A 20,618-nucleotide genomic window follows, 5' to 3' on the forward strand; every position below is an offset into this window, starting at 1 on the left:
AACCCCTCATCTGTGGTAAGTGTGCGTGTCACAGACGTGGGGCAAGCGGATGAAGGCGATATATAATGTGTTTCAGTGTGATTGAGTGTACTTTGATATACTTCGGTTGATTAGGATGTACTTTATTTATGAAAATGTTATACAAGTTCGATGATGTCCATTATGTAAGGCTATTTTATCGCAAAAGTTCCCATTCATGCTGTAACATGCCGTATACCGCATGATTGACGTATCCTTTCGGCAGTTTTTCTGCCTGACGGATAACACCTTCAAGAACGAAGCCCAGGCGTTCGGGAATGGCACGGCTACGCTTGTTGTTGGTAGCACAGCGAATCTCGACCCGGTTCAGGTCCAGTGTCACGAGGGCGTAATCGACCAAGACACGGCAGGCGCTGGTCATCAGGCCTTGTCCTTCGAACCCTTTGCCAAGCCAGTATCCGATGCTTACGGAACGGCTCGTCCAGTTAATCTCTTGGAAACCGATAATACCTGCCAGTTCTCCTTTTAACCAGATGCCGGCTGTGAAACCGCCGTTCTCCGCAGCTTGTTTTAACGCGCCTGTGATAAAGCTCGATGTATGTTCAATCTCGGTCACCTGATCTACCCAAGGCAGCCAATGTCTAAGTTGATCACGGGAACGATCGGTCAGTTCAAACAGCGGTTTGGTGTGCTCCATCAGAAGCGGGCGAAGCTCTGTATATTCATCCAATGAATAGGTAAACATGATTGCAACCTTCTTTCTTTATATAATAGGTAGATTAGCGGGGAGGACGGGGCAATTTGCGCTCCAGGGCAAACAGATCCTCTTCCATGGAGGCCATGCGCTGGTTTACCGTTGTGCGTGCGTCACTGAGTGCCTGATTATATATGTAGGGAGCAAGCTGTGTCATAAACAGATCGAGGACGCCCCATGCCGCCAGATCACCCAACTCTTCGCCGCGTTCCTCTTCAAAATACGACTGGATCGTGCGGATGGCTTCATCCTGCTGTTCTTTGGTCAGTTTTAGCGCGTTCACTTGGGAAACCCTCCCTTAAAATTAGTTTTACTCATATGCTACATGATTCGTGCGAACTCGTCAAAATGGTATTGGACCTAACTTGAATCGGGTGACGTATGCGTTTGATCCCGATTTTGATGCTGTTATTTATTGAACTCCTTCCCCGTTAAAGGTATATTTAAATGAAACGCGTACGAAACTTTCCATGAAAGAAGATGTTTTCAGGAAATGGTTTCGTCATTAAGGAATTTTACCCGGAATTGCTGTACTATTTGCAAGCTCCAATCCATTCATGAAAGGTTTGATAACTGTGGACAACCGATTCACAACCCCACCTAACTTTATTAAAAATATCATTACGGAAGACCTCCGGTCGGGCAAAGTCCAGGAAGTTATTACCCGTTTTCCACCGGAACCGAACGGTTATCTGCATATTGGTCATGCGAAGGCGATCTGGATCAACTTTACGCTGGGCGGCGAGTTCGGCGGCAAGACGAATCTGCGCTTTGATGACACGAATCCTGTGAAGGAAGACGTGGAGTACGTGAACTCCATCCAGGAAGACGTGAAATGGCTCGGATACGAGTGGAACGAGAAACGTTTTGCCTCGGATTATTTCGATGAGATGTACAACCGTGCGGTCTTGCTTATTCAAAAAGGTAAAGCCTACGTCGACGATCAAAGCGCCGACGAAATCCGTCAAATGCGCGGAACGCTGACCGAACCGGGCAAAAACAGCCCGTACCGCGAGCGTTCGGTGGAAGAGAATCTCGATCTGTTCACACGGATGCGTGCAGGCGAATTCAAGAACGGAGAGAGAGTGCTGCGTGCCAAGATCGATATGGCTTCGCCTAACATCAACCTGCGTGATCCGGTGATCTACCGTATCTCTCATGCACACCACCATAACACGGGCGACAAATGGTGTATCTACCCGATGTATGCATTTGCGCATCCGCTCGAAGATGCCATTGAAGGCGTAACTCACTCCCTGTGTTCCCTGGAGTTTGAGGATCAACGTCCATTCTATGATTGGGTCATCGCGGAATGTGAGATGGAGAGTCAGCCGCGTCAGTATGAATTCGGCCGTCTGAACCTGTCGCAGATGGTAACGAGCAAACGAAAGCTGAAGCTGCTTGTGGACGAAGGCCATGTCGATGGCTGGGATGATCCGCGCATGCCGACGATTTCGGGGCTGCGCCGCCGGGGATATACACCGGAAGCGATTCGTGATTTTGTATACGAAACAGGCATTTCCAAAAACTATGGTGTCATTGATCTGCAAACGCTGGAGCACTTTGTTCGTGAGGATCTGAAACTGAAAGCTCCGCGCACCATGGCTGTGCTGCACCCGCTCAAAGTGGTTATTACCAACTATCCTGAGGGACAAGTGGAATGGTTGGAAGCGGAGAATAACGTGGAAAATCCGGAGATGGGCAACCGCCAAATTCCGTTCTCCCGCGAGATTTATATCGAGCAAGACGACTTTATGGAAAATCCACCGAACAAATACTTCCGTTTGTTCCCTGGCAACGAAGTTCGTTTGAAGCATGCCTACTTCATTAAATGTAATGACGTCATCAAGGATGCAGACGGTAATGTCGTTGAGATTCATTGCACCTATGATGTAGAAACGAAGAGCGGAAGCGGCTTTAAAGGACGTAAAGTGAAAGGCACGATTCACTGGGTAGAAGCAACGCAAGCGGTACCCGCGGAATTCCGTTTGTACGAGCCGTTGATTTCGGCAGATGCACCGGAAGCGGAAGCGGAGGCAGAAGTGGAAGCTGCTGTAGCAGGGGCTGAGATGGAGGCGGATGTGACTGGTGCTGGAGCAGAAGCAGTGGAGCAACCGGAAAAAACGTTCCTGGATCAGTTGAATCCCAATTCGCTTGAGATCGTTCACGGTTACGTGGAGCAAGAGATGAAAGAAGCACAACCGCAGGACAAGTTCCAATTTTTCCGTCACGGTTACTTCAGTGTTGATCCGAAACACTCCGAACCAGGCCGTCCGGTATTCAACCGGGTTGTATCGCTGAAAAGCTCGTTCCAATTGCCTAAGGCATAAGGCAGATACACGAGGATACGAGATGAGGTAGACATACAAGAGCGTGAGATAGACACACAAGAGCATGAGATAGACACACAAGAGCATTAGATAGACGTAGAATAGTAGCATGAGACAGAGCTGGTGGGTAAACCTACGTTAGCCACGACTTTCATCTGTCGAATGCTTGAAGGGTTCGGATTAGAGCACGAAGTTTTGAGACTAACAAGCTGCATAAGCATTAAAAAGGGGCGTTCCTTCATCCTTAAGATGACGGGACGCCCGTCTTGTGATTTTTCCGATATAAAGGAACCGTCTTTCATTATGGAATGCAAATTACTCTAACGATCACAGGAAACGCTATTTGCCCGATTTTCGGCACTTTTGAATTCTAATGATCACCAGAAGCCTTATTTCTGTCTAAAACGAGGAAAACAGGGTGAAAAGACTGCATTTTCAAGAAATAAGCTCCGTACGGATCGTTAGAATATGAAACGTCTAGAAATGGCTCAAATAAGCTTCCTGGTGATCGTTAGCCGCAAAACGACCGCGGAGCGTAAAGCGATAGAACAGTGTATAGAACCGTGGTCTGGTCATCATTGTGTTCGTTCAGGTCAATAGCCTACTTGTCTTCATCCATATTGCCCATCTCGGTCAGCACCGTTGGCTGGTACCCATTACGACGGTTCCACAGCCACATGATAGCAAAACCAGTCGCGCCAACGAGGGAAAAGAAGACACCGATGCTGTACATCACCTCTGCACCGAAGCTTTGGAATAGCCAACCGCCAAACAGGCCGGCAATGACGCCGGAGAGACCACCCCAAGCCATCGTATATACCGCTTGCCCGGAGGAGCGATAAGGCCGTGGAATAAACAACATCGTCAGTTGTGTGCCCACATAGAAATAACCCCCAAAGGTGACCGAGTGCATGAGCTGAATAAAGACAACCTCCATCGGGTTGTTAGCCAGCGCCATGAGCTGCCAGCGCAGGGCAAACAGCAGACTAATTAAAATCAGAGAGCCCAGTAGTATACTCATTTTGCGTTTCAACAGCCGATCCAGCAACAGGAACACACCCACTTCGAGAATAGAGGATGTGAAGATGGCCCAGCCGACCATCTGTTTGTCGCCGCCCATCTCTACAATATAAAGCGACATAAATGTACTGTTCATGGCATTGGGTACCGAAACAAGCACACCAAGACCGATAAAAATCATAAAATACGGATTAAACATCACTTTGCCGAACCTACGGAACGTCACAATCGGGGTATCGGAAGCAATGGGCTGCCTTGGCAAGAGTACAGAAAATATAAACGCTACAGCAATCATACATGCAAAAATAATGGATACACTGCTCACGCCAAAACGGTCAATAACCGGCCCGGCAGCAACTGCAGTCAGCGCCCAACCGAGAGAGCCCCAGAGCCGAAATGACCCGAACTTCTGACCTGTACCGTCAATATAACCAAGAATCAAACTATTGGTCTGAGCGAATAAGGGGCTTTGGAAAAAATAAAAGAAAATCATGGCGACATAGATCCATGCATATGAGGGCGCGTAAAATACACCCTGTGCTAGCACAAAGGTGCCTCCCATCATCATCATTAGCACAATACGAATATTGCGTGATTTATCGCTCCAAAATCCCCAGAATGGATTGGCAAACAGAGATACAAAAGGACCAATGGCCATGAGGCTGCCGATCTCCAGTTTGGTCATGCCAATCTCTTGAAGATAGAGCTGCAGGAATCCGGCAAAGATCGAAATGGCTCCGTAGATGAAAAAGTTATATAGTTTCAGAGAGGTCAGCGAGGAGGTGCCTCTCACAGGTGCAGATCTGTCCAATTGAGCCATTCCTTTCCGAATCGAATCATATTGTTCAATGTATCATTTGTTGAAAGGGGATTCAACGTATAGAATATATGAATTAAAGGTATGTCCTGAGGTATGTCTTACTCCCAAAACGGATGTAACGAAATGTAGGATATGGATGCGTGCTTTATAAGTTCGGTGTAGATTTAGGGTATGGAGTTGATTTGCAATGTATCGGTCGACTTCTGATATATGATTCGGAGTTTCATAAATATTTTACACGGATATATAACTCAGGTTCTTACGGGAAGAGGAGAGAACTATGGATGCTAATAAATGGACCGGCATTATATTGGCAGGTGGACTATCCAGCCGAATGGGAACGAACAAAGCACTGCTCGAACTGAACGGCTCAGCTGTGTTAACTCATATAAGCAATGCGATCAGGCCCGCCGTATCCCGAATTGTAGTTGCAACAGGTTCGAACGAAGCAATCTACAACGCACAGGGGGATAAGGATTTCGAATGCGTAAAGGATGTTTACCCCGGGAAGGGACCACTTGCCGGGCTTCACGCAGCACTCAGTGCTTCTCGTACAGATTGGAACTTGGTCAGTGCTTGCGACATGCCGCTGCTGCAAACTTCTTTTTTCAATGGAATGAAGATAATCGCAGAACAGTATCCAACAAGCAGTGCCATCGTTCCCCGTGTAGAAGAACGTACTCATCCACTTGCCGGAGTTTACCACAAACGTGTACTTCCCGAGCTAGAGCAGTGCCTTATGCATGACCGGCTGCGTGTTATTCGCTGGCTGGACGAGATCGGTGGCCATGTTGTCGAAATAAACGAACTGGAGCACGCGGGCATCGAGCACGCCGCACTGCAACTGAGCAATATGAACACCCCGGAAGAATTCGAAAATATACGTATTCGTCTTCAGCGTTCCAAGTTTCCTTCTGAAAGTTGAGAAACGGAATCCCGGCTGTTCTCTGCATGCTGATTCCGATAGAGCAGAGGGCTTTGCCCTGTCCAGCGTTTGAATTGTCTGCTGAAATGTGATAAGTGGGTGTAACCGAGTTTTATCGCAATCTCCCCAAGCGAAAGATCAGGTTGCTCTATCAGCATTTTGGCCTCCTGTAATTTCAGTTTAGACAGATAGGCCCGCGGAGAATGACCAAATACTTTGCGAAAGACCTGCAAACCATATCCCGGACTGATGCCAAACGACGCAATGATTTGCTCGACTTTGACCGAAGATACATTGCCATCCCTTGATCGCAGCTGGGCATGGAAAGCCTGCTTGATCGCTTCGGCGATCGCTCCCGCGTAATGCATGGCTGTCGGAGCAGGAGCGTGAGCAGCATCGACCGAAAGGGCGGATGCGGGTGCATTCTCTGCTGCTTGAGATAACAGCGCGAACAGTTCAAACATCCGTGCTTGCATGAGTAATTTGTCTGTGGATGAATAAGCCTCGGCCGTATTAATCATGCTCATCCAGCTTTCAAGCACAGCTCTTATTTTCATATTATCTCCCATACCTGCAGCATAGATTCTGCTGCGCTGGGACATCAGTTTTAAGGTGAATACCGGATCATCCACGTTAAAATGTGCGCTAAAATAGGTCATGCCTTCCGCAGAGATGCATGTATTAGTATGTTTGAATCCTGGCGGAATGAGCAGAATAGAGCCTTCGTCCACCGTATACGTGTAGCCATGAATGATACTCTCCTGCGTGCCCTGAATGATCAAAATGATCTCAAAGCCGGGATGTGTCTCCTCAGGCATAGCCCACCCATATGGAACTTGCTGGCTATGAGCGCCATAAAATTTGATGTTACAATCAATTATCGGAAGCCAGTGTGCCAGCGTATGGTATGGCATCTCTCGCAGCTGCGAACGGTTATCCATGACATTCACCTCGGAAAAGGGTAAAAAATACTCGCCTTGTGCCATCGGCACGCTGCATGTACTTCATTATAATCAGTTTAACGCGGACATCCTAATATATAGGGATATGCAAGCGTATCAACAGATACTGAACAACGAATAAAACGATACTAGCAATAATGTAAACGCTACCATTAGAAGTGGGAACATGTCAACTTATCTTATACACTCAAAGGAGACTAATTCATGGACAAATTATTATACGGCGTAGCCTATTATGATGAATATATGCCATATGAGAGACTGGACAAGGATATTCAGATGATGAAAGAGGCTGGCATCAATGTCGTACGCATCGCTGAATCGACGTGGAGTACCCATGAACCGCAGAATGGCGTGTTTGATTTCACTTCCGTAGACCGGGTGCTGGATGCGATGCATGCGGCCGGAATTCATGTCATCGTAGGCACACCAACGTATGCTGTTCCGACGTGGATGGTGAAGGAGCACCCGGACGTTCTGGCAACAACCGCACAGGGACCTGGAAAATATGGAGCGAGACAGATTATGGATATCACTCATCCGACGTATCTGTTTTATGCAGAGCGTATCATCCGCAAGCTGATCTCACGTGTGAGTAAACATCCGGCTGTCATCGGATATCAGACAGACAACGAAACGAAGCACTACAACACAGCTGGAGACAACGTGCAGTTACAGTTTGTTAAATATATGCGCAACAAGTTCAGCTCGCTGGACGAGTTGAACAAGGAATTTGGACTGGACTACTGGAGTAATCGCATCAACAGTTGGGAAGACTTCCCTTCCGTTGTGGGTACCATTAACGGTAGCTTGGGAGCTGAGTTTGCCAAGTTCCAGCGGCAATTGGTCACGGATTTCCTGGCGTGGCAAGTAGGGATTGTTAATGAGTACAAACAGGATGGCCAGTTTGTTACCCAGAACTTTGACTTTGAATGGCGCGGGTATTCCTACGGCATTCAAGGGGATGTCGATCATTTTGCGGCATCCCGACCTTTTGACATCACCAGTGTAGATATCTATCATCCTTCCCAGGACGAGTTAACTGGAATTGAAATTTCGTTTGGAGGAGATGTGGCACGTTCCACGAAACAATCCAATTATCTGGTCCTGGAGACCGAAGCACAGGCCTTCTGGCACTGGGTTCCTTATCCGGGCCAGCTGCGATTACAGGCATTCAGCCATTTGGCTTCAGGTGCAAACATGGTTGCCTACTGGCATTGGCACTCGCTGCACAATTCGTTTGAGACCTATTGGAAAGGTCTGCTGAGCCATGATTTTGAACCGAATCCGGTGTATAACGAAGCAAAGACGATTGGCAGCGATTTTGCCCGCCTGAGTCCTAAGCTGGTGAATCTGAAGAAGACGAATCGGGTGGCTGTACTGTTTAGCAACGAGGCGTTGACCTCTATCAAGTGGTTTGGCTTTAACTTTACAAGTGACAAGAACTACAACGACGTTGTGCGCTGGATGTACGATGAACTGTATAAAATGAACATTGGCTGCGATCTAATCGATCCTTCCGTGGAGAGTTATGCAGACTATGATGTGCTTGTTGTGCCTGCCCTGTACGCAGCTTCGGATGCGTTGCTGGAAAAATTAAATCAATTTGTACAGGACGGCGGACACATCGTGTACTCGTTTAAAAGCGGTTTTGCCAATGAGCACATCAAAGTTCGCTCTACGCGTCAGCCCGGACTGATCAGTGAAGCGTGTGGTATTAGCTATAACCTGTTTGTTGAGCCGAAGCATGTCGCGCTGCGGGATGATCCGTTTGGCGTAGGTGAGGAGCATAATCAGGTGCACACCTGGATGGAGCTGATTACACCGACGACGGCGGAGGTGCTCGCTTGGTACGATCATCCACACTGGGGAGAGTATGCAGCGATCACGCAAAATAACTATGGTACAGGCAAAGCGACATATGTTGGATGTTATACGAGTGCTGCCGTCATTCGCAAGGTGCTGGAACGTGTGATGAAAGAAGCTGGCGTATGGGGAGCGGATCAGGAACTTGCATTTCCACTCATTGTGAAGACAGGTGTGAACGATCAGGGTCATACCATTCGCTATTATTTCAACTATTCGGATGCGCCGGTTTCCTTCAAGAATCCGCATGGCGAAGGGACAGAGCTATTATCAGGAGATTCGATTGTTGCTGGGCAAGAGATCAAGCTGGAACGATGGGGCGTACGCATTATCGAGCAACACTAGGGAATGATATTGAAAATGTACCTAAGGAAAATAGAAGATTTTGAATTGTTCTTTTACACTTTAACGGAGAGGACAGAAAAAACCTGAAAAAGCGAAGCGGTCGCCTGAAAGCTTTCTGCAAGAAAGCTACATCGGAAGCATAAACTTATCACCGGATTTTCCCTTTTGGAAAAAGGAATCAAAAAAATCTGGGGATAACCGCTACTCTCCAGGTTATTCTGTCATCGGAATGGCCTGTGTAAAATCTTTAGTTCAACATTTACTTCATATTTTCCGAAAAAAATAACAAGACCATGGCGCCCTCGCTTTGATGCTGGGGCGTTTGTCTTATTTTAGCTCAGGAGTGGATGCGCTGTGTTTAACGAATTCTACCGTCGGCTGATAGACCCTTTCAAGCGCAGCATTCGTAATAAACTGATTTTGGCGATGACCCTGGTTGCTGTACTGCCGGTCATTGTGATGACCGCGGTAGCTGCGGAGAATACACGTTCCTCCATGGAAGCAGAGATTATGGATACGAACCGGGTCAATATGAATTGGGCGTCTATCTATTTGGCAGAACAGTTTACTCGCATGAATAATATCATTTATTCCATTCAGATCAGTGATGAGTTGCATCAGTATTTGGCGTTGACTCGGGAAGCACCAGCCTCCAGCCGTTTCGATGAACAGAAAGCCGTCTTTAATATGCTGAACAGTGTGTACTATTCTGCTGGCAATTATGTATTCGGTGTCGAACTGTACTTGAAGGAGCAGGACACTTTGTTCACGTTTAACTCGATGGAATCTCGCATTAAGACGGTTCAGGATGTTCCGGAAGCATACGATAAGCTTTTTACAGAGCATAAAGATTTTACAATTATCAATGATCCGATAGATCCGGCGAAGTTCCATATGACCCGCAGCATGAACCGCTTTGAGGATCAGGCTCAGATCGGGGCAATCAGTCTGGAGATCAAATGGGCTGAGTTTAACCAGACTCTGGACCTGCTCGACAGCAGGGGAGATTATACCGCATATATTGGGGATGGCTCAGGTCATCCGGTATATCAGCCGAATTCCTTGATCAAGCCCTCGGATGAAGCGTTGAAGCAGCTGAGTGAAACGAAGAATAACGCAGGTTTTATTCGCACAGCACAGGAATATATTTTCTATCACGATATTGAGTCGACAGGGCTGCGGGTGATCAAAATCGTACCGGATCATGTCATTAACGAGAGCGCACTGGAAACGATGAAGTATGGACTTGTCGTGGGCGGAGTGGCAACGGTAGTATCTGTTGCTCTGGCAGCACTGGTCGCTTGGCGAACCTCTAAACCTATTGTCAAACTGGCGAATTCCATGAAGGGCATCCAGCTGATCAAGGATCGTAAAGTAGAGCGCAGCGGACGAGTGGATGAGATCGGCCTGCTGGAGAAAAATCTGCACGGTATGGCTAGCCGAATCCGGGAACATATCCGGGACAACTATTTAATGAATCTGGAGAAGCAGACAGCCGAGCTCAAAGCGCTACAATCTCAGATTCACCCTCATTTTCTACAAAATACACTGCAGATGATCGGCGGCATGGTCTATTCGCAAAAACCGGCAGACAGCTACAAGGTGATTCGGGCTTTAAGTGAAATGTTCCGGTATATTGTGCGGGCACCGGACGGCCTTGTCCCCCTGCAATCCGAACTGGATCAATTGGAACATTATATGCTGATTCAGAAGCAGCGTTTTGCCACCCGGCTTGAATATAAGCAGGAAATTACGGGAGAACTCCGAGCGTGTTATATTCCGAAGTTATCATTGCAGCCCATTGTAGAAAATGCATTTTTGCATGGGTTGGAGAAAAAGCCTGGGGAGTGGAGACTGGGCATCGAAGTGCTCTGTGATCCACAGCAGGGTATGGTGACCATTCAAATTTGTGATAATGGCGTGGGTATGGAGCCGGATAGGCTCGCAGAGATGCAATCGAAACTGGAACGCATTACGCGGCATACCGATCGGGTATGGAGTTCAGGCACGAGTATTGGACTGCTCAATGCTGCATCACGAATGGTGATGCATTTTGGACCTGAATACGGTATACGTATGGAAAGTGAACTAGGGCAGGGAACAAAAGTGATCGTAACAATCCCCTGCACAACAGGAGGCGAGCCCTTGTGAGTAAGGAGATCTATAGAGTGTTGCTGGTGGATGATGAGCCGTGGAATCGGGATATTATCCGCAATCTTGGTGAATGGAATGAGCTCGGCTTGGTTGTCTGCGGTGAAGCAGAGGATGGAGAACAGGCGATACAGATGGTCAAGGCTTTGCAGCCTCATCTTATTATTACCGACATGCGTATGCCGGGATCGGACGGTGTGGAGCTGATGCAGACGCTGAACAGTCAATACCCGGAGATTAAGGTCGTTGTGGTTAGCGGTTATGATGATTTTCATTATGCCAAACACGCTCTGCGGTATCGTGCAGCTGATTATCTGCTGAAGCCGGTGAATCCAGACGAATTAAATGCTACGCTGGCAAAATGTAGCCGTGAACTGGACAAAGCAACTACGGCTCCAGAGTTGTGGGAAGCTTATCCGGTCTTATTCGCAGGTGAGTTCTCACTGTTCCAGCAGCAAGCACGTCTGCGATTCAACGATCTGAATCTGCCCAGTTTGCGGGAATGGTTTCAGCAATTGGAGCAGAAGCTAGAACGGAGTGAAATCCTCAGACCTCGCCAGCTTGGGCGTGTTGTTTACGAGTTGCAGAACTTGCTGGATGAGTTGTGTGTGTCTAACGGACTGTCAGGTCGCTCGGAAGAAGGGGCATTGCCGCCTGCAGCAGCTTTAACTTCCATCTCCGCCGCTGTGGAGTGGATCGCTGATTCGTATTATCAGGTATTAGAGCAGCTTATTGCACAGCGAAAATATAAGAATAAGCTGAACCTCCAAGATGTGAAGCAATATATGGAGCAGCACTGCATGGAGATGATTACACTGGAGCAGCTTGCCCAGATCTTTTTTGTCAGCAAGGAATATCTGAGCAAAGCATTCAAGAAAGAGTACGACGTGAATGTAACGGATTACATCGTGCAGCTTCGAATGACTAAAGCAAAAGAGTGGGTATTGGACGATCAAATTCCATTCAAACATATTGCCGAGATGACCGGATATGAAGATGTGTCCTATTTCTATCGGGTGTTCAAAAAGCACTTTGGTGTGTCACCCGGAGAGATGCGCAAGGGCCAGTCTAAGTTGTCTAACCCATTCCCCGAATAACTCATTCGGGGGTTTTATTTGAATTAAGGTTTAAAATAATCCAATGGAAGAGTCTAATTTTGTCCAATGAAGCGCTTACATTTTGCGATATATAATAAGCCTATGAAAGACAAACCAGTCACACACCGGGAGGTCATAAGAGATGAAAGTATGGAAAAGCGTTGTAAGTGCGGCACTGGTTAGCGTTCTGCTCGCGGGTTGCGGCTCGAATGCAGGCACAGATACTGAGCAGAACGAAGTCAAAGCTGGCAGCACCGTGAACCTCAAAGTATTCATTGCTCAACCCAGGCTGAAAGAACATTACGATAAATATATAGAACAGTTCAAAGCCAAGGAAAAAGCAGACAAAAACATCGAGGTGAATGTGCAGCTGGAGATGCCGCCAGCAGATAACGCACCTCAGATTTTGAAAACAAGACTAGCATCCAATGATGCACCAGACGTATTCGCTCTGCACGCGGTGAACGAGATTCCACCTTTCAGCAAAGCCGGATATCTCGAAGACTTGTCCAACCAACCTTTTGTAGATAAATTGCTGGATTCGGTCAAACCTTCGGTAACGGATGCAAGTGGTAAAGTCGTCGCGGTTCCGCTTGAAACCTTGTCATGGGGTTATCTGTACAACAAAGATATCTTCAAGGAGCAAGGGCTTGAGGTGCCAACGACCTTGACAGAAATGAAAGCGGTTGTAGAGAAGCTGAAAGCAGCTGGCATCACCCCGTTTGAGCTTTCTTACAAAGAAGCTTGGGTTCCGCAACTGTTCCTGCCGCTCACTGTAGGGGCACTGACACAGACAGAGCACAAAGACTTTGTAGAAAAAATGAACAAGGACGAAGCTTCCTTCTCCGATATGAAAGCACTGTTTGACGTATTCGATCTCGTCAATGCCAATGGAACGGATAAAGCGCTTGAAGTCGGAGCGGATGATGGTGCAGCGGCGTATGCTACAGGCAAAGCAGCAATGTGGATTCAAGGACCTTGGTACGCAGAAACGATTCTGAAATCCAATCCTGACATCAATTTTGGTGTAGCTCCAATGCCGCTGAACGACAATCCGGATGATACGAAAATCAACCTGAGTACCTCCACTTCCCTGGCCGTATCTTCGACAAGTAAAAATAAAGAAGTGGCACTCGACTTTGTAAACTACATTCTGGATGACAAAGACTCCAGTGCATTCTACGAAGCACTCAAGTTTAATCCGGTTGCCAAAGTGCATACCTTCAAGAGCTTCCCATGGGTAGACGATGCCCTGAAATATGTAAACGAAGGCAAAGCATATCAGGATCCAACGATCCCTCAAGCCGTTAAAGATGAGTCTGGTAAAGCGCTGCAAGGATACTACTCTGGTCAATTGAATCAACAGCAGGTGATTGATGCGCTCGACAAGGCGTGGAAGTCCTACAATAAAGTCAACAAGTAAGAGCTGAATGCTTAACTAGTAAGCGCCTGAACGGTCAACAAGGTTGAGATGTACGGAAGCAGCACCCGCGTTTGTTGACAAGATCTCGTTTATATCCGTTTCTCGGGGGTTTTGTCAACAAATTAGCGGTGCTTTATTTCGTCACTGTCTCGAAGCAGATGAAACGGCTGGTTGAACGATCTTCGTTCCCCCGTTAACCTTCATCCGCTGTGCAAAAAGGGGGAGAAGTTATGGCTACGAATGTGTTCAAAAAGTATCTTTCACTGCTCGCGTTCACAGCGCCAGCTTTTATAATCTATGCGATATTCCTGCTGTACCCGACGTTTAGCGGGATGTTCTACAGCTTGACGGATTGGAACGGATTAAACCGTGACTACAGCTTTATCGGACTGGGAAACTTTGTGGAATTGTTCAAGGAAGATCCCGATTTCTTGAACTCGCTGTGGTTTACGCTGAAATATGTGATCTTTATGCTCATTCTGCAAAATGTCATTGCATTGCTGCTGGCCGTATTCATTGAGTCGCGTACACGCAGCAAAGGGTTGTTCCGGACGTTATTTTTCATGCCCAATATGATCAGTACCATTATCAGTGCATTCATGTGGACGTTCATCTTTTCCCAGGTGTTGCCGCAGCTGGCTGAGAAATTGGCTATTTCTTTTCTCGACCAACAATGGCTCGGTGATCCGAAGTTCTCCTTCTACTCGATTCTAATCGTATCGCTTTGGAACGGTGTGGGCTATATGATGATCATCTACCTGGCTGCATTGCAGGGTGTACCGAAAAGTCTTAAGGAAGCCGCGGTCATTGACGGCGCAAATGCGTTTCAGGTGCTGCGTAACGTCGTACTGCCGATGATTACACACGCCATTACAATCTGTTTCTTCCTGACATTGAACGGTGCATTCAAAGTGTTCGAGGTTGTCTATGGTTTGACAGGTGGCGGCCCAGGTCGGGCTACACAGGTCATCACCATGAATATATATGAAGAAGCTTTTTCGAACAACTTCAGATACGGTTACGCAAGTGCCAAATCAGTTGTATTGTTCATCATAGTACTGATCTTCACACTTATCCAGATCACCGTCATGAAGAGAAAAGAGGTGGAAGCATGAGAATGCAGCGACTGAATAACTACCTGATTCGGTTGTTATTGATTCTCGGCTCCCTGCTAGCCATGCTTCCAATCTACATGGCTGTGGTGAACTCGTTCAAAACACAGGGTGAAATGTTCCAATCATTTATCGCTCTGCCGACCACATTACATTGGGAAAACTATACGGATGCGTTTAACAAAATCAATCTGCTCGGCAGCTCGCTGAACTCTGCGATTGTGTCCATTCTGGGCATTGGAGGAATCGTCTTCTGTGCTTCGCTTGCAGGTTACAAGCTGTCACGGACTTCCGGTCGATTAAGTAACCTGATCTTCTTCATGTTTGTTGCATCCATGCTGGTGCCTTTCCACTCCATCATGATCCCGCTGACACGTGTAGCGAAGACGATGGGGGTGCAAGGAAGCACTTACGGACTGGCCTTGATCTATATCGGACTTGGTGTAAACATGGCAATCTTCCTCTATCACGGGTTTGTGAAGTCCATTCCGCGTGAACTGGAAGAATCCGCTCAGATCGATGGATGTAACGAATTCCAGACGTTCTTTCAGATTATTTTCCCGCTGCTGCTTCCAATCACAGTGACGATAGCCATTCTGGACTTCCTGTGGATCTGGAATGACTTCCTGTTGCCACTACTGATGTTGACGGATGTAAACCGGTATACACTGATCCTGTCCACAAACATGCTGTTTGGTGAGTACAATAAGGAATGGCCGTTGATTCTCTCTTCTCTGGTTTTGACAGCAATTCCGGTCATCCTGATCTATGCCTTCTTCCAAAAGTTTATTATGGAGGGTATTGCAGAGGGTGCGGTCAAAGGATAACCATTGGGGTATGATCTCTTGGTACTGACTTCTTCAATGATTGTGAGTGCTCGCTTATATTTATAGCCTTGAACTACTGCGGATATATTCCGCCCAGGTTCAAGGCTATTTTCATTTTGTCGAACGGCCAACGTAAGCGTAAGGTGAGCAGCATCTAGATGAAGGAGCCATACGGCAGGGGAAGTATCTTGGTTGGCATACATAAAATGTTGCTCACAAGCTGGACACCATCAGCCTTCGGGCAGCTTCGACAAGAACCATGAGTCCGCGTTCCGTCTCATCTTGCGAGGCGTAGGCATAAGAGAGGCGGATATGACTCGCATCCATGCGATCATACAGATAACCTGGATGAATGAGTACATCTGCTTCCAGACAGGCATAGAACAACTTGCGGATAGACAAGGATTCCGCTGTGAAGCGTAGCCAGATATAGAAGCCGCCTTCTGGGATCTTCCATTCCGCAATGTCACGAAGGTCACGTTGAAGCAGCTCCAGCATGAAGTCTCTGCGTCTTTGGAGCTCTGGACGCAGCCGCTCCATATGGGCTGCGTGATGGCCATCTGCAAACCATAATGCGGCTGCTTCTTGTGCGATTGAACTGGTACCGTAATCCGTTTGCATTTTGATATCAGCCAGCCTTCGAATGACGGGCACAGGACCGACAAGCCAGCCAAGACGAAGACCTGGACTGACTGCTTTGGAGAGTGTGCCCATATGCAGCACCCGACCTTCCTGGTCACTTGCCTTAAGTGGAGGAGGGGGAGGGTGATCCAGCCAAAGTTCCTGATAAGCGGCATCCTCCAAGATGGAAATACCGGAACTGCGGGCGAGGGACAACAATTCATCCCGGCGGCGGCGACTCATTACGCTGCCTGTAGGATTATGAAAACTCGGAATGGTGTACAGTAGCGGGAAGGATTCGCCGTTATTCTCGTCTTTTCCTGTGTGTAACGTGTGCATCGCACGTTCTAAATGCCCCAGATGTAAGCCCTCTTCCTCCATGGTAATTCCGTTTAGCTTGAGCCCTGCCGATTGGAAGGCGTGGATGGAATAGAGATAGGATGGCTTCTCTAATAATACAGCTGATCCACGAGGTAGCAGTCCCACGGAGATCAGATGCAGTGCCTGTAGAGATCCCGACACGATCAGGATCGAATCTGGTGAGGCTTGAATACCACCAGACTGCAAATGCACAGACAATGCCTCACGGAGCGCCAAACTGCCTTGAGGTTCGATGTAATTCAGCATAAGTGCTCGGCTGGACAGGGTCTGGAGAATTTCATTAAACGCATCGTTAGGCATCAGTTCCGGCGCTAGCTCACCTGTACCCAGTCGAATAATGCCAGGCCTGAACTCCGCCTGATTAATCTGCTGAATCTCGGGCAAATTTGGATAGTACCAGCCTTCCTGTGCAGCTTCGTTCCAGTTAGGTAACGCGGCATGGGCCATACTGTGCCAACCGGAACCGGAGACATAGGTCCCGCCTCCGTGCCGGCCTTCAATCATGCCTGCCGCAGTCAGGTTATCCAGAGCGGTGACCAGCGTACTGCGGTTTACACCCATGGATGCTGCCAACATTCGCTGAGAAGGAAGACGAGTCCCAGCCGACCACTCACCTGTTGTGATTTTCTGCCGGATATAGGCTTCGATCTGGCGATACAAAGGTACATCAAGCGCAGGGTTTGGCTTCCAGCTATGGCCAGAAGAAATATTGGAATATTGACGTCCCATCAGGTGGTTTCACCTCCTGTAGTCATGAAGATAAAGTTGTCGCTGATCATGTGTCTATGACAGTTGTTAGGATGTACAGAGACGGAGGGTTCTAAAGTGTCCGTTATCGTATTCGTACCGTCCACTATACCATTTGGTTGGGTTCATTGCCATCCAAGTGGCTGGTTACGTCTTTCCTGATTTCATTTACGCTGAACAAAGAGATAAGGGGGAAGGGCGATGGACGTTTTTATTCATGCGGTGGTGCTGGCATTCGGCCTGATCTTGCCGCTGGGTGTTCAGAATGTATTTATTTTCAATCAAGGGTTAACGCAAAAGAAATACCTGCATGCACTGCCAGCTATAATTACAGCAGGGATTAGTGACACACTGTTGATTGGAGCCGCTGTGGGGGGCATGTCTCTCATTTTGGTTCAATGGCCTCTACTTACCCATGTTTTATATGGGGCTGGAAGCCTGTTTTTGCTCTACATGGCCTGGGGGTTATGGAAATCATCCGCTTCCCCCGAAGAAGTTCCAGTGGCTATGTCTGCAGGACGGCAGATTGCTTTTGCTGCATCTGTGTCCCTGCTCAACCCGCATGCCTTGCTGGATACCGTAGCTGTAATTGGTACCAGCTCACTTCAGTATGAAGGGGTGGAACGGTTATATTTTGCAACGACAACGATGGCTGTATCCTGGGTGTGGTTTTTGGGGCTTGCCGCTGCAGGCAGCGTAGTTGGCAATCATGACCGCACAGGGCATCTACGAATTGTGCTGAGCCGCGTATCCGCTCTGATTATGGTGGGAATCGCACTGATGATGAGCTGGAAGCTTTTTCACTCCTAAGTTAAGTACTCAAAGCTCATGAGCAGGGTGAATCAATGAAAAATAGGGGAATCATAAAGGCGGGATAGATGTAAGAAGGGGACAGCCTCGCACCTGCTAGCCAGCACTCAGTATCAAAAAAAGCTCCCCGTCATAGAATCACGAGAAGCTTGATGTATTCGTTTATTCTGCTTTTAGCAGCATCGATTCAATGAACACTTTAAGATCTTGGCTTGTTGCGTTCAGATGGTCAATGATTTCAATGAACTCCGTTACAAGTTCAGACTGTGCATTGCTGGACTGTGCAATAGAGGTAATTTCCTGTTCCATCTGCTGAATGGAGGACTGCACATCCTTGAGGGAGCGTTCAATATTCACCGTTGCCTCTTTGGTTCCAGTGGACAGTTTGCGCACTTCGGATGCAACTACGCCGAACCCCGCACCTGCCGCGCCCGCACGTGCGGCTTCAATGGCTGCATTCAGACCAAGCAGATTCGTTTGTTCCGATACTTCACGAATAAATACGGCAACTTTATTGACCTCACCGGAGTTCTTCACAGCCAGGCGAGTATTGTCCATAATTTGCGTAGACGAAGCAGTCAGTTGCTCGGACTGTGCAGCAACCGTCTGCACCATCTCTGAGAGCCTGCTGCTGATGCCTGTGATCAGGTCGGTAAAGTACTCCAGCTTTTCTTCGTTTTGAAGTGAAAAACCTATAGCAAGCGTGCCCGCAATCTTTCCTTCATCATCATAAAGCGGGGTGGCGGACGAAATAATGGGTGTGCCGTAAAATTTGGCGTCAATGCGATTGGCTGAAGTCTCCCCATGCACAAGTGCCCGGCGCAGTGTAGGGTCTTCAAGAGAGATAGGATCTCCGGCTCTGATGCCAAGATCAAGCTCGTTGCCAGGGACATAATACCAGAACTTCTCGGTATCGGTAACGGCAATCATGATATCGTGTTCTTTCAGCATAATTTTAAAATAAGGACTTGCTGCTGTGAGTGCTTCAACGATGTTCAATAAGGTCAGCTCCTATAGTGTGTGTGTATATCATCTGGGTGTATATTATACATCGTCAGATCGATTGGCGTATTTTAGGCCTGAAAAGGGCATAACGTCTATTACATTTTTTTGAAGCGTTTGAATCAGAGGAAGGTGTATTTTCATTAGATATGTACATAAGCGCGAAAAAACAGACGGGAACATCATGTTCTCGTCTGTTTTGATCATACATAAAACAGTATTTATTATGACTTTTTCCAATGACGCAATGTGCGGCAAACGATGGGTCTTCCGTTAGGCGCTTGAAACATTTCTTTCGTGCCGTAAAGCTGTACGGCTTCCTTCTATCCACCGATCTGCGACATACGTCGTACCGTCGGGGTGTGGGATTGCATTTTTTTCTCCAGTGCCAGTGCCATTTCATGATTTTTCGGTTTGGTACCGAGTGCTTTCAGGAAAAGTGCAGCCATCGCATCGGGATCATCTACATAGCGGCGAACATTGTATTCATCTGACCAGTACAGACAAGCCTTGATATGTCCGTCCGCTGTAAGGCGCAGCCGATTACAGTTATCACAGAAGTGGTCACTGACCGGATGAATAAGACCAAATGTGCCTTGGGAGCCTGCAATTTTCATGTTGCGGGATGGACCGTTCCCGGCTGGGCCCTCAGTATTCTCAACCGTCCAGCCAGCCTCGGCGCACACATCCGTTACGGCCTCCAGTGGCAAATACGATTTGCGCCAGGAGTCGGAAGCATGCCCGATGGGCATGTATTCAATGAACCGCACATGCAGCGGCTGATCCATCGTCATAGCAATGAAGTCTTTGATCTCATCATCATTAATGCCTTTCATGAGCACTACATTCAGCTTGATCGGTGCCAGGCCCACTGCAGTAGCTGCCTCGATACCCTTCAGCACCTTATTGACATCTCCACCGCGTGTGATCATAGAGAAGCGGTCAGCATGCAGGGAGTCCAGGCTAATATTAATACGGTTCAGCCCAGCATCCTTCAAAGCCTTCGCCTGTTTGTCCAGCAGCAAGGCATTTGTGGTCAGTGCAATGTCTTCGATGCCATCAATGGCAGAGATCATGCCCACAAGTTTATGCAAATCCTTCCGTACCAGCGGTTCTCCCCCCGTGAGCCGAACCTTGCGCATGCCCATCGGGGCGAGCACTTTCAGCACTTCCGTAATTTCTTCATAACTCATAATTTCATCATGCGGAGCAAACTCCATGCCTTCCGCGGGCATGCAGTAGACACAACGCAGATTGCAGCGGTCCGTAACGGAAATACGGATGTAGTCATGTATGCGGCCAAATGAATCCTGAAGCAATTCCATGCAGACCACCCTTTCAACGGTTCAGATTGGAAATCTTCTATAGAAAATGATACGACAATTGTAAAAGCAACAGTTGCATCAAATTTTAGCTATTTCTCCAATCCGCGTCAATGATGACGTC

At 47.7% G+C, this 20,618-nt stretch carries 16 protein-coding genes; 9 read left to right on the top strand and 7 right to left on the bottom strand.

Annotation, left to right across the window (positions count from 1 at the left end; translation table 11 throughout):
- Positions 1-175 precede the first annotated feature (175 nt).
- A complete protein-coding gene (locus ABIE27_RS06675) occupies positions 176-724 on the bottom strand; it encodes a GNAT family N-acetyltransferase (RefSeq protein ID WP_123065257.1) in 549 nt (182 codons plus the stop codon).
- Between the two features lie 34 nt (positions 725-758).
- Entirely contained in the window at positions 759-1,016 is a 258-nt protein-coding gene (locus ABIE27_RS06680; protein WP_090924184.1) for a DUF2164 domain-containing protein, read from the bottom strand.
- A 274-nt stretch (positions 1,017-1,290) separates the two neighbouring features.
- Between ABIE27_RS06680 and ABIE27_RS06685 the strand changes: the two genes are divergently transcribed.
- Positions 1,291-3,063, top strand: a complete 1,773-nt coding sequence (locus ABIE27_RS06685) for a glutamine--tRNA ligase/YqeY domain fusion protein (RefSeq protein WP_429350163.1) — start codon at positions 1,291-1,293, stop codon at positions 3,061-3,063.
- Positions 3,064-3,664: 601 nt separating this feature from the next.
- On the opposite strand, the gene ABIE27_RS06690 is transcribed toward ABIE27_RS06685, so the two are convergent.
- Entirely contained in the window at positions 3,665-4,903 is a 1,239-nt protein-coding gene (locus ABIE27_RS06690) for an MFS transporter (protein WP_123065259.1), read from the bottom strand.
- A 280-nt stretch (positions 4,904-5,183) separates the two neighbouring features.
- Here ABIE27_RS06690 and mobA point away from each other — a divergent pair, with 280 nt between their 5' ends.
- Positions 5,184-5,828: a molybdenum cofactor guanylyltransferase gene (gene mobA, locus ABIE27_RS06695; protein WP_123065260.1), complete on the top strand. Its 645-nt coding sequence runs from the start codon at positions 5,184-5,186 to the stop codon at positions 5,826-5,828.
- Here the strand turns inward: mobA and ABIE27_RS06700 are convergent.
- Entirely contained in the window at positions 5,798-6,769 is a 972-nt protein-coding gene (locus tag ABIE27_RS06700) for an AraC family transcriptional regulator (protein ID WP_123065422.1), read from the bottom strand. The genes mobA and ABIE27_RS06700 overlap by 31 nt on opposite strands.
- 225 nt (positions 6,770-6,994) lie before the next feature.
- On the opposite strand from ABIE27_RS06700, the gene ABIE27_RS06705 reads away from it, so the two are divergent.
- The 6 genes from ABIE27_RS06705 (at position 6,995) to ABIE27_RS06730 (ending at position 15,611) form a co-directional block, all read left to right on the top strand.
- Positions 6,995-9,001: a beta-galactosidase gene (locus ABIE27_RS06705; protein ID WP_123065261.1), complete on the top strand. Its 2,007-nt coding sequence runs from the start codon at positions 6,995-6,997 to the stop codon at positions 8,999-9,001.
- 354 nt (positions 9,002-9,355) lie between these two features.
- Positions 9,356-11,152, top strand: coding sequence for a sensor histidine kinase (locus ABIE27_RS06710; RefSeq protein WP_429350164.1), 1,797 nt, complete (start codon positions 9,356-9,358; stop codon positions 11,150-11,152).
- On the top strand, positions 11,149-12,249 hold the full coding sequence (locus ABIE27_RS06715) for a response regulator transcription factor (RefSeq protein ID WP_429350165.1): 1,101 nt from the start codon (positions 11,149-11,151) through the stop codon (positions 12,247-12,249). Before ABIE27_RS06710 ends, ABIE27_RS06715 begins: the two co-directional genes overlap by 4 nt.
- Before the next feature lie 142 nt (positions 12,250-12,391).
- Positions 12,392-13,672 (top strand): ABC transporter substrate-binding protein, encoded by a 1,281-nt coding sequence (locus ABIE27_RS06720; protein ID WP_123065263.1) that lies wholly within the window; start codon positions 12,392-12,394, stop codon positions 13,670-13,672.
- A gap of 230 nt (positions 13,673-13,902) precedes the next feature.
- Positions 13,903-14,787 carry a carbohydrate ABC transporter permease gene (locus ABIE27_RS06725; RefSeq protein ID WP_123065264.1) on the top strand — a complete coding sequence of 295 codons (885 nt, stop codon included), beginning with the start codon at positions 13,903-13,905 and terminating at the stop codon, positions 14,785-14,787.
- A complete protein-coding gene (locus tag ABIE27_RS06730; protein ID WP_251509348.1) occupies positions 14,784-15,611 on the top strand; it encodes a carbohydrate ABC transporter permease in 828 nt (275 codons plus the stop codon). Before ABIE27_RS06725 ends, ABIE27_RS06730 begins: the two co-directional genes overlap by 4 nt.
- A gap of 213 nt (positions 15,612-15,824) precedes the next feature.
- On the opposite strand, the gene ABIE27_RS06735 is transcribed toward ABIE27_RS06730, so the two are convergent.
- Positions 15,825-17,342, bottom strand: a complete 1,518-nt coding sequence (locus ABIE27_RS06735) for a PLP-dependent aminotransferase family protein (RefSeq protein ID WP_429350166.1) — start codon at positions 17,340-17,342, stop codon at positions 15,825-15,827.
- A gap of 219 nt (positions 17,343-17,561) precedes the next feature.
- Between ABIE27_RS06735 and ABIE27_RS06740 the strand changes: the two genes are divergently transcribed.
- A complete protein-coding gene (locus ABIE27_RS06740; protein ID WP_429350167.1) occupies positions 17,562-18,170 on the top strand; it encodes a LysE/ArgO family amino acid transporter in 609 nt (202 codons plus the stop codon).
- 162 nt (positions 18,171-18,332) lie between these two features.
- Here the strand turns inward: ABIE27_RS06740 and ABIE27_RS06745 are convergent, their stop codons facing one another.
- Positions 18,333-19,169, bottom strand: a complete 837-nt coding sequence (locus tag ABIE27_RS06745) for a methyl-accepting chemotaxis protein (protein WP_429350168.1) — start codon at positions 19,167-19,169, stop codon at positions 18,333-18,335.
- Positions 19,170-19,495: 326 nt separating this feature from the next.
- Entirely contained in the window at positions 19,496-20,497 is a 1,002-nt protein-coding gene (gene moaA, locus ABIE27_RS06750) for a GTP 3',8-cyclase MoaA (protein WP_123065268.1), read from the bottom strand.
- Positions 20,498-20,618 lie beyond the last annotated feature (121 nt).

Source organism: Paenibacillus sp. 4624, assembly GCF_050435065.1.
GTDB classification, from domain to species: Bacteria; Bacillota; Bacilli; order Paenibacillales; family Paenibacillaceae; genus Paenibacillus; species Paenibacillus amylolyticus_D.

Excerpts from the sequence above, each read along its gene's own strand:
- ABIE27_RS06685 (WP_429350163.1), top strand. The coding sequence starts at position 1,291 with ATGAAAGGTTTGATAACTGTGGACAACCGATTCACAACCCCACCTAAC.
- moaA (WP_123065268.1), bottom strand. The coding sequence starts at position 20,497 with ATGGAATTGCTTCAGGATTCATTTGGCCGCATACATGACTACATCCGT.
- ABIE27_RS06700 (WP_123065422.1), bottom strand. The coding sequence starts at position 6,769 with ATGGATAACCGTTCGCAGCTGCGAGAGATGCCATACCATACGCTGGCA.
- ABIE27_RS06690 (WP_123065259.1), bottom strand. The coding sequence starts at position 4,903 with ATGGCTCAATTGGACAGATCTGCACCTGTGAGAGGCACCTCCTCGCTG.
- ABIE27_RS06735 (WP_429350166.1), bottom strand. The coding sequence starts at position 17,342 with ATGGGACGTCAATATTCCAATATTTCTTCTGGCCATAGCTGGAAGCCA.
- ABIE27_RS06740 (WP_429350167.1), top strand. The coding sequence starts at position 17,562 with ATGGACGTTTTTATTCATGCGGTGGTGCTGGCATTCGGCCTGATCTTG.
- ABIE27_RS06725 (WP_123065264.1), top strand. The coding sequence starts at position 13,903 with ATGGCTACGAATGTGTTCAAAAAGTATCTTTCACTGCTCGCGTTCACA.
- ABIE27_RS06730 (WP_251509348.1), top strand. The coding sequence starts at position 14,784 with ATGAGAATGCAGCGACTGAATAACTACCTGATTCGGTTGTTATTGATT.
- ABIE27_RS06675 (WP_123065257.1), bottom strand. The coding sequence starts at position 724 with ATGTTTACCTATTCATTGGATGAATATACAGAGCTTCGCCCGCTTCTG.
- mobA (WP_123065260.1), top strand. The coding sequence starts at position 5,184 with ATGGATGCTAATAAATGGACCGGCATTATATTGGCAGGTGGACTATCC.
- ABIE27_RS06720 (WP_123065263.1), top strand. The coding sequence starts at position 12,392 with ATGAAAGTATGGAAAAGCGTTGTAAGTGCGGCACTGGTTAGCGTTCTG.
- ABIE27_RS06705 (WP_123065261.1), top strand. The coding sequence starts at position 6,995 with ATGGACAAATTATTATACGGCGTAGCCTATTATGATGAATATATGCCA.